Annotated in this window: 10 protein-coding genes and 1 pseudogene; 6 read left to right on the top strand and 5 right to left on the bottom strand. The window is 68.5% G+C overall.

Features of this window, described 5'->3' with window-relative positions:
- On the bottom strand, positions 1 to 315 hold a 315-nt coding region (locus ACK42S_RS00280; protein WP_409702068.1), incomplete at its 3' end, for a YicC/YloC family endoribonuclease.
- A 43-nt stretch (positions 316 to 358) separates the two neighbouring features.
- On the opposite strand from ACK42S_RS00280, the gene ACK42S_RS00285 reads away from it, so the two are divergent.
- The 6 genes from ACK42S_RS00285 (at position 359) to ACK42S_RS00310 (ending at position 5374) form a co-directional block, all read left to right on the top strand.
- Positions 359 to 1327: a serine/threonine protein kinase gene (locus ACK42S_RS00285; protein ID WP_409660798.1), complete on the top strand. Its 969-nt coding sequence runs from the start codon at positions 359 to 361 to the stop codon at positions 1325 to 1327.
- Between the two features lie 25 nt (positions 1328 to 1352).
- The gene (locus ACK42S_RS00290; RefSeq protein ID WP_409702070.1) at positions 1353 to 2264 is read left to right on the top strand and encodes a PP2C family protein-serine/threonine phosphatase; all 912 of its coding nucleotides are present in this window, start codon (positions 1353 to 1355) and stop codon (positions 2262 to 2264) included.
- 62 nt (positions 2265 to 2326) lie between these two features.
- Positions 2327 to 3052 (top strand): ribonuclease PH, encoded by a 726-nt coding sequence (rph, locus tag ACK42S_RS00295; protein ID WP_409702072.1) that lies wholly within the window; start codon positions 2327 to 2329, stop codon positions 3050 to 3052.
- An 8-nt stretch (positions 3053 to 3060) separates the two neighbouring features.
- Complete coding sequence (rdgB, locus tag ACK42S_RS00300; RefSeq protein WP_409702074.1) at positions 3061 to 3690, top strand: RdgB/HAM1 family non-canonical purine NTP pyrophosphatase; 630 nt, start codon at positions 3061 to 3063, stop codon at positions 3688 to 3690.
- Positions 3683 to 4909: a radical SAM family heme chaperone HemW gene (gene hemW / locus ACK42S_RS00305; protein ID WP_409702076.1), complete on the top strand. Its 1227-nt coding sequence runs from the start codon at positions 3683 to 3685 to the stop codon at positions 4907 to 4909. The genes rdgB and hemW overlap by 8 nt, the downstream gene beginning before the upstream one ends.
- A gap of 87 nt (positions 4910 to 4996) precedes the next feature.
- Positions 4997 to 5374 (top strand): response regulator, encoded by a 378-nt coding sequence (locus ACK42S_RS00310; protein WP_409702078.1) that lies wholly within the window; start codon positions 4997 to 4999, stop codon positions 5372 to 5374.
- Here the strand turns inward: ACK42S_RS00310 and ACK42S_RS00315 are convergent.
- The 4 genes and pseudogenes from ACK42S_RS00315 to ACK42S_RS00330 form a co-directional block, all read right to left on the bottom strand.
- Positions 5361 to 6446, bottom strand: coding sequence for a chemotaxis response regulator protein-glutamate methylesterase (locus ACK42S_RS00315; RefSeq protein ID WP_409702080.1), 1086 nt, complete (start codon positions 6444 to 6446; stop codon positions 5361 to 5363). The two genes, ACK42S_RS00310 and ACK42S_RS00315, sit on opposite strands and share 14 nt — an antisense overlap.
- 13 nt (positions 6447 to 6459) lie before the next feature.
- Entirely contained in the window at positions 6460 to 7173 is a 714-nt protein-coding gene (gene cheD, locus ACK42S_RS00320) for a chemoreceptor glutamine deamidase CheD (protein WP_409702082.1), read from the bottom strand.
- 47 nt (positions 7174 to 7220) lie between these two features.
- The gene (locus ACK42S_RS00325) at positions 7221 to 8090 is read right to left on the bottom strand and encodes a CheR family methyltransferase (protein WP_409702088.1); all 870 of its coding nucleotides are present in this window, start codon (positions 8088 to 8090) and stop codon (positions 7221 to 7223) included.
- Between the two features lie 44 nt (positions 8091 to 8134).
- A pseudogene (locus ACK42S_RS00330) lies at positions 8135 to 8316 on the bottom strand (methyl-accepting chemotaxis protein); the annotation flags it as partial.

Below are 8316 nucleotides of genomic sequence, written 5' to 3' on the forward strand. Positions count from 1 at the left end.
GGGCAGCCAGGTCTGCACCATCGCCTCCAGCCGGGCCAGGCGGCCGAGCTGATCGGGCTGCGGCCGGGGCCAGGCATCGTCGGCCTCCCGTTGGGCGTTCAGCCGCAACTCGATCTTGCCGCGCCGTAGCCGGGACGCGAGCAACTCGCGCAGGGCCGGCTCGAGGGCGCGCAGTTCGTCGGGCAGCCGAAACGTGAGGTCCAGGAAGCGGCTGTTGACCGAGCGCAACTCCACCGTCACGCCTGCGGCGCGAAAAGGGCTTCCATCCGCCGTCGCCACCGGGGCTCGCGAGGACGCGCTCGCGTAGCCGGTCATGCTATAAACTGCCATCGCACCTATCGCATTGCAAAATTCGATTATGTCAAAGCCCAAGCCCTCCCCGTTGCCGCCGGGCACCGTGGTCGGTGGTTACCAGGTCATCAAGAAGTTGGCGGCCGGGGGCTTTGGCGTGGTCTACCTGGCCGAGGACCAGGAAAAGCGCCTGGTTGCGCTGAAGGAATACCTGCCGTCTTCGCTGGCCGAGCGCGCCCCGGGCGAGCTGGCCCCGCGGGTCAAGCCGGAGAAGCAGCCGCTGTACCGCCTGGGCCTGAAGAGCTTCTTCGAGGAGGGCCGTTCGCTGGCCCAGATTTCGCACCCCAGCGTGGTCTCGGTGCTCAATTTCTTCCGCGAGAACGAGACCGTCTACATGGTGATGAACTACCTGCAGGGCGACACCCTGCAGGACTTCATCGTCACGGCCCGCGAGCTCAAGCGCGACAAGGTCTTCCGCGAGTCCACGATCCGCTCGCTGTTCGACGAGATCCTGCGCGGCCTGCGCATCGTGCATCAGCACAAGATGCTGCACCTGGACATCAAGCCGGCCAACATCTTCATCACCAATGACAACAAGGCCGTCTTGCTGGACTTCGGCGCCGCGCGCGAGGTGCTGAGCAAGGAAGGCAACTTCATCCGGCCCATGTATACCCCCGGCTTCGCTGCGCCCGAGATGTACCGGCGCGACGGCACGCTGGGCCCGTGGACCGACATCTACGCGATCGGGGCCTGCATCTATGCCTGCATGCAGGGCTATCCACCCAACGACGCGCCGCAGCGCCTGGAGAAGGACCGCTTGGCGCTGTCGCTCTCGCGGCTGCGCAACATCTATTCGGACAACCTGATCGAGGTGACCGAGTGGTGCATGGCGCTGGACCCGCTGTCGCGCCCGCAAAGCGTGTTCGCGCTGCAAAAGGAGCTGGCGCGCGAGACCGAGAGGCGCTACACCAAGCTGAGCTTCAGCGAGCGCCTGAAGTTGCAGCTCGAAAACCTCAAGGGCGGCAAGCCGGCCTGAGGGTGCGGTCATCGGCGAGGACGACATGAGGTTTTCGGTCTACCAGGTCAGCCGCAAGGGCGGTCGCGAGAAGAACGAAGACCGCATGGGCTACTGCTACACCCGTGACGCAGGGCTGTTTGCGCTGGCCGACGGCATGGGCGGCCACCCCGAGGGCGAGATGGCCTCGCAGATCGCGCTGCAGACCATGGCGGCGCTGTTCCAGCGCGATGCCAAGCCTGTGCTGAAGGACCCGATCCGCTTCCTGCACGATGCGGTGATCGCCGGCCACCACCAGTTGCTGCGCTATGCCACCGAACGGGCCCTGATCGACACGCCGCGCACCACGGTGGTGGCCTGCGTGTTGCAAAACGGTGCGGCGTACTGGGCCCATTGCGGCGACTCGCGCCTGTATCTCGTGCGCGGCGACAAGCTGATCGCACGCACGCGCGACCATTCGTACTCCGAGCTGCAGGAAACCCTCAACGGGGTGGTGGGGCTGGCTGAACGCTTCAACCGCAACGTGCTGTTCACCTGCCTGGGCAGCCCGGGCAAGCCGGTGGTGGACACGGTGGGCCCGTTGCTGCTGCATCAGGGCGATCGTATTTTGCTGTGCTCCGACGGCCTGTGGGGCACCTTGCCCGACCAGGTCATAACCGACCAGCTCGCCACCCGGCCGATCGCCGATGCGGTGCCCGAACTGGTGGAGATGGCGCTGCGCAAGGCCGGGGCCAAGAGCGACAACGTCACCGTGCTGGCGGTGGAGTGGGAGTCCTCGGAGGACGACGACTCCACGCGGGCGATCTCCACCCAGACCCTGGGTGAGGAGGTCTTCGCCTCGACCATCCAGGCCAGCGTGCTCGGCCAGGAACCCGACGATCTCGACGAGGCCGAGATCGAGCGCTCGATCCGCGAGATCAACGAAGCGATCAGGCGCTCGTCGCAGAAGAAGGGTTGAGCCTCCTTCCCGGCGCGCCCCTGGCCGGGGGACAATAGCGGATTCAACGAGGATCCCCTGCCATGCCGTTCCAGAGAACCGCGGGCCGCGCCCATGATGCGCTGCGCCCGGTGAGCATCACCCGACACTACACCAAGCACGCCGAGGGTTCGGTGCTGGTGGCCTTTGGCGACACGAAGGTGCTGTGCACCGCCTCGGTCGAGGAACGGGTGCCGCCGCACAAGAAGGGCAGCGGCGAGGGCTGGGTGACGGCCGAGTACGGCATGCTGCCGCGTTCGACGCACACGCGCAGCGACCGCGAGGCCGCGCGCGGCAAGCAAAGCGGGCGCACCCAGGAGATCCAGCGCCTGATCGGCCGCTCGATGCGTGCGGTCTTCGATCTGGCCCGGCTTGGCGAGCGCACGCTGCAGCTCGACTGCGACGTGCTGCAGGCCGACGGGGGCACGCGCACCGCGGCGATCACCGGGGCCTGGGTGGCCGCACACGATGCCGTCTCCTGGCTGCTGCAGCGCGGCTTGATCGAGTCCTCGCCGCTGCGCGATGCCGTGGCGGCCGTCTCGGTGGGCCTGGTGGAGGGGGTGCCGCTGCTGGATCTGGAATACGTCGAAGACTCGGCCTGCGACACCGACATGAATGTCGTGATGACCGGCAGCGGGGGCTTCGTCGAGGTGCAGGGCACGGCCGAGGGCGCCGCCTTCACACGTGCCGAGATGGACGCGATGCTGGCGCTGGCCGACAAGGGCATCCGCGAGCTGCTGGCCGCCCAGCGTGCGGCCCTGGGATTGTGAGCCCTGCGATGCGCGTGGTGCTGGCGTCGAACAACGCGAAGAAGCTGATCGAGCTGCAGGCGCTGCTCGGCGGCCTGGGCCTGGAGCTGGTGCCTCAGAGCCACCTGGGCATTGCCGAGGCCGAGGAGCCGCACGACAGCTTCATCGAGAACGCGCTGGCCAAGGCGCGGCATGCGGCGCGCGCCAGCGGCGGGCCGGCCCTGGCCGACGATTCCGGGCTGTGCGTGGACGCGCTGGGTGGCGAGCCGGGCGTGCACTCGGCGGTGTTCGCCCCTGCGCCGGCCCTCGAAGGCGACCGCGAGATGCGGCGCGCGGCCCAGGACGCCGCCAACAATGAACGGCTGTTGGACCGCCTGCAAGGCGTGAGCCAGCGCCGCGCGCGTTTCGTCAGCGTGCTGGTGGCCCTGCGTCATGCCTTCGACCCCGAACCTTTGGTGGCGATGGGCCGCTGGGAAGGCGAGATCCTGGAGGCGCCGCGCGGACAGGGCGGCTTCGGCTACGACCCGCTGGTCTACATCCCCGCGCTGGGCCGCAGCGTGGCCGAACTGGACGCCGCCACCAAGAATGCCCACAGCCACCGCGCGCTGGCCGCGCAACGGCTGCGTGAGCTGATGCGCGAGGTCTGGGGTCGTGGCTGAGTCTCCCGCCTCGCCGGCCGATGCGGCGCAGCGCTACCTGCGCGAGGGCACGCTGCGCCTGGCCGCGCTGCCGCCGCTGTCGCTGTATGTGCACCTGCCCTGGTGTCTGCGCAAGTGTCCGTACTGCGATTTCAATTCGCACGAGTGGGGCGGGGCGGCGTCGGCGCTGCCCGAATCGGCCTACCTCGATGCGCTGCGCGCCGACCTGGAGGCTGCCCTGCCGCTGGTGTGGGGGCGCAAGGTGCACAGCGTGTTCCTCGGCGGCGGCACCCCCAGCCTGTTCTCGCCCGAGGCCATTGACCGGCTGCTGGGCGATGTGCGATCGCTGCTGCCGCTGGAGGCCGGCTGCGAGGTGACGCTGGAGGCCAACCCCGGCACCTTCGAGCGCGACCGTTTCCGTGGCTATCGCCAGGCCGGGGTGACGCGCTTGTCGGTGGGGGTGCAGAGCTTCGACGACGACAAGCTGCGCCGCCTGGGCCGGGTGCACGACCGCCGGCAGGCCCTGGCTGCGCTGGAGGAGGCCCGGGCCTGCTTCGACACCTTCAACCTCGATCTGATGTATGCCCTGCCGGGGCAGACGCTGGAGGAGCTCGAGGCCGACCTGGCCCAGGCGCTGGCCTTCGAGCCGCCGCACTTGTCGATCTACCACCTCACGATCGAGCCGAACACCTATTTTGCGAAGTATCCGCCCGTGGTGCCGGACGACGACCTGGCCTTCGAGATGCTGGATCGCATCACCGAGCGCACGGCGGCCGCCGCTTTGGAGCGCTACGAGGTCTCGGCCTATGCGCGGCCCGGGCATCGCTGCGTGCACAACCTGAATTACTGGAGCTTTGGCGACTACCTGGGCATTGGTGCCGGTGCGCACAGCAAGCTGAGCTTTCCGCACCGTGTGGTGCGTCAGGTCCGCTACCGCGAGCCGGCGCGCTACATGGCGGCGGCCCGTGACGGGCAGGCGGTGGCGCAGGAGCAGGAGGTGGCGCGCCAGCAACTGCCTTTCGAATTCATGCTCAATGCCCTGCGCCTGAAGGACGGTTTCGAGCTGGCGCAGTTCGGGCAGCGCACAGGGCTGCCGCTGTCGGCGATCGCCGCGGGCCTGGACGAGGCCGAGCGCCGCGGCCTGGTGGCGCGCGACTGGCAGCGCGTGTGGCCCACCGCGAAGGGCTTCGACTTCCTGAGCGATCTGCAGGCCCTGTTCCTGGAAGACCCCCCTGGTTGAGAGGGTCGGTCCGATCCCCGGCTTGACCGCAGGGCCCTGCGTGGCAGCATGGGCGGCTGGATGCATCGCCCTGGACCGTCCCCTGACATGACCCCGTCTCCCGTTCCTTCCGGCGCCGTGCGCGTGCTGCTGGTCGAGGACGACCGCGTGCAGCAGTTGCTCGTGTCCACGTTGCTGGAGCGCGAAGGCTGCCTCGTCGATATTGCCGAGGACGGGCACGAGGCCCTGGTGCTGTGGCAGGAGCACCATCACACGCTGGTGTTGACCGACTGCCGCATGCCGCGCATGGATGGCTATGCCTTCACGCGGGCCTTGCGCGCGCTGCCGGGCGGGGCATCGGTGAGGGTGGTGGGGATGAGTGCCGACACCGACGACCGACCCCGGGCGCTGGCGGCCGGCATGGAGGCGCTGCTGGACAAGCCTTTGTCGGCCGAGGTGGTGGCCCGGGTGCTCAGACGCGGTTGAGGCTCAGGCCGGCGGTGCTGCGCAGGTGCTCGATCAGGTGCGGCGCGATCCTCGACAGCGGCAGGACCTCGTGCACTGCGCCGGCGGCGATGGCCTCGCGGGGCATGCCAAACACCACGCAGGAGGCCTCGTCCTGGGCCACGCAGTAGGCCCCGGCGTCGCGCATCTCGCGCATGGCCTTGGCGCCGTCGGCCCCCATGCCGGTGAGCATCACGCCAATGGCATTGGGGCCGACGACGCGGGCGGCGGACTTGAACAGCACCTCCACCGACGGCATATGGCGGTTCACCGGTTCGCCGAGCTGGACGCGGGCGATGTAGTTGGCGCCTGAGCGCTCGATGCTCAGGTGCTGGCCGCCTGGGGCGATGTAGGCGTGGCCGGGCAGCACCCGCTCGCCGTCCTGGGCCTCCTTCACCACGATGCGGCACAGACTGTTCAGGCGCGCCGCGTAGCTCCTCGTGAAGCCGGCAGGCATGTGCTGGGTGATGACCACGGCCGGGGCGTCGGCGGGCAAGGCCGTGAGCAGTTCGCGTGTGGCTTCAGTGCCGCCGGTGGACGCGCCGATGAAGATGATCTTCTCGGTAGACAGGCGTCCGACACCCGCCGGGGCGGGTGGGCGGGTGTCGGACGCCGGGCCGGCTGGGGTGGCGGGCGACGGGAGTTTGCGCACCTGGGCCTTGGCGGCCACACGGATCTTCTCGGTGATCTCCTGGGCGAGCTGCTGCAGGCCGTCGGCGATGCCGATCTTGGGCTTGGCCACGAAGTCCACGGCGCCAAGCTCCAGCGCCCGCAGCGTGACCTCGGCGCCGCGCTCGGTCAGCGTGGACACCATCACCACCGGCATGGGGCGCAGGCGCATCAGCTTGGAGAGGAAGTCGATGCCGTCCATGCGGGGCATCTCCACGTCCAGCGTGATGACGTCGGGATTCAGATTGCGGATCATTTCCCGCGCGGCATAGGGATCGGCCGCGGCGCCGACGCACTGCATGTCGGGCTGGCGGTTGATGATCTCGGTGAGCAGGCTGCGCACCAGGGCCGAATCGTCGACTACCACGGCTCGGATCTTGGACATGGCTTGCACTTTCTCAGAACAGGTCGATGGAGCCGGCGCCGCTGGCCGGGGGCACCACCCGCTGGCTGGCCGCACGCTCCTGGGCGATCAGGGCTTCGGGGTTGCTCGGGGCCAGGCGTTTGACCATGGCCTTGCCGCTGGCCGGCAGGAAGCAGACCTTGCGCGGGTAGATGTCGAGCACATCCTTGGACACCACCGGGATGCGCTCGGTGTGCAGGTACTGCAGCACGAAATCGGTGTTGCGCTGGCCCACGTTGAGTGTGTGCATGCCGCTGATGACCTGGCCGCCGCCAAAGACCTTGGCCTCCAGGGTGCTGCGCGTGGCGCCGCGCTTGAGCAGCTCGTTGATCAACAACTCCATGGCGAAGGAGCCGTAGCGCCCGCCGTCTTGCGCACCGGCGGCCTCGGGCAGCATGAAGTGGTTCATCCCACCCACACGGGCTTGGCGGTCCCATAAACAGGCGGCGATGCACGAACCCAGGGTGGTCATGATGAGGATGTCCTCGTCATGCACGAAGTACTCACCCGGCAGCACCTTGACGGCTTCGGCCTTGAAGTGGGCGTCGTAGAAGAAAAACGAGGCTTCGCCCGGCTTGCGCGGGGCCGCCTTCAGGGCGGCCAGGCGTGAGCCCGTGGGGGCGCCGGCCGTGCCGCTGAAGCCCCCGGACAGGCGGGAGGGCGGGGCTTCGGCGCTGGGGAGAGTGCTGCAGGCAAGCATGGTTGTCATTTCGGCAGAAGAGTCCCTGGCTTGAGCGGCGGCGGTCGTTGCCGGACTCACACCCGGCGGTACACGGTCTTGCCCTGGAGAAGGAAGAGATCGCGCGAATCGGTGAAGTTCTCCGAATGGCCCACGAAAAGCAGCGCCCCGGGGTGCATCACCGCGTGCATGCGTTCGAGCACTTTGCGCTGCGTCGGGGCATCGAAGTAGATCATCACGTTGCGGCAGAACACGATGTCGAAGGGATCGCCCAGCGCCCAATGGCTGCTCATCAGGTTGAAGGGGCGGAACTCGACGAGGCGAGCCAGTTCGGGCTTGACCCGGATGAAGCCGGCATTGGGCCCCGTGCCACGCAGGAAGTGGCGCTTGAGCCGCTGCGGCGAGAGCCCGCGGGCATCGTGGGCATAGACGCCACGGCTGGCGGAGGCCAGCACCTTGGTGTCGATGTCGCTGGCGAGGATGCGCACCGGTGCGGCCGGACCGAGGGTTTCGATCACGGTCATTGCGATGGAGTAGGGTTCCTCGCCGGTGGAGGCGGCATTGCACCAGATGCGCAGCGACCGTGCCGGATCGCGGCGGCGCAGGGCCTCGGCCAGCAGGCTGAAGTGGTGCTCCTCGCGGAAGAAGGCGGTCAGGTTGGTGGTCAGGCAGTTGACGAACTCCTGCCACTCGGCTTCGGCCAGTGGGCCCTGGGCCTGCTCCAGCCATTGCAGGTAGGCGGCGAAGGAGCGGTGGCCGGTCTCACGCAGGCGGCGCGAGAGCCGGCTGTACACCATGGCCTGCTTGCCATCGTGCAGGCTGATGCCGGCGCGCTGATAGATGAGTCGGCGCACCCGCTCGAAGTCGTGCCGGTCGAAGCTGAACTCGCGCTGGATGTCAGCCACCGGGGAGGGGGCCTCGAGCGCGGCCCCGGGGGGCAGTTGCATGTGGCTCATGGATGACTCATGGCGCAGGCTGGGGGATCGAGGGTTCAGGCTGCGGCGCTGTGCTCTTGCAGCCGGAAGGTGGCCACGACCTGAGCCAGTCGCTGGGCCTGTTCGCGCAGGGACTCGGCGGCGGCGGCGGACTGCTCGACCAGGGCGGCGTTTTGCTGGGTCATCTGGTCGAGCTGGCCGACGGCTGCGTTGATCTGGCCGATGCCGTCGTTTTGCT

Origin of the sequence: Caldimonas sp., from assembly GCF_046289365.1 — a bacterium.
In the GTDB taxonomy this organism is placed as follows: Bacteria; Pseudomonadota; Gammaproteobacteria; order Burkholderiales; family Burkholderiaceae_C; genus Caldimonas.

Coding starts and splice junctions, on each gene's coding strand:
- ACK42S_RS00285 (WP_409660798.1), top strand. CDS start 359: ATGTCAAAGCCCAAGCCCTCCCCGTTGCCGCCGGGCACCGTGGTCGGT.
- rdgB (WP_409702074.1), top strand. CDS start 3,061: ATGCGCGTGGTGCTGGCGTCGAACAACGCGAAGAAGCTGATCGAGCTG.
- ACK42S_RS00325 (WP_409702088.1), bottom strand. CDS start 8,090: ATGCAACTGCCCCCCGGGGCCGCGCTCGAGGCCCCCTCCCCGGTGGCT.
- ACK42S_RS00315 (WP_409702080.1), bottom strand. CDS start 6,446: ATGTCCAAGATCCGAGCCGTGGTAGTCGACGATTCGGCCCTGGTGCGC.
- rph (WP_409702072.1), top strand. CDS start 2,327: ATGCCGTTCCAGAGAACCGCGGGCCGCGCCCATGATGCGCTGCGCCCG.
- ACK42S_RS00290 (WP_409702070.1), top strand. CDS start 1,353: ATGAGGTTTTCGGTCTACCAGGTCAGCCGCAAGGGCGGTCGCGAGAAG.
- cheD (WP_409702082.1), bottom strand. CDS start 7,173: ATGACAACCATGCTTGCCTGCAGCACTCTCCCCAGCGCCGAAGCCCCG.
- ACK42S_RS00310 (WP_409702078.1), top strand. CDS start 4,997: ATGACCCCGTCTCCCGTTCCTTCCGGCGCCGTGCGCGTGCTGCTGGTC.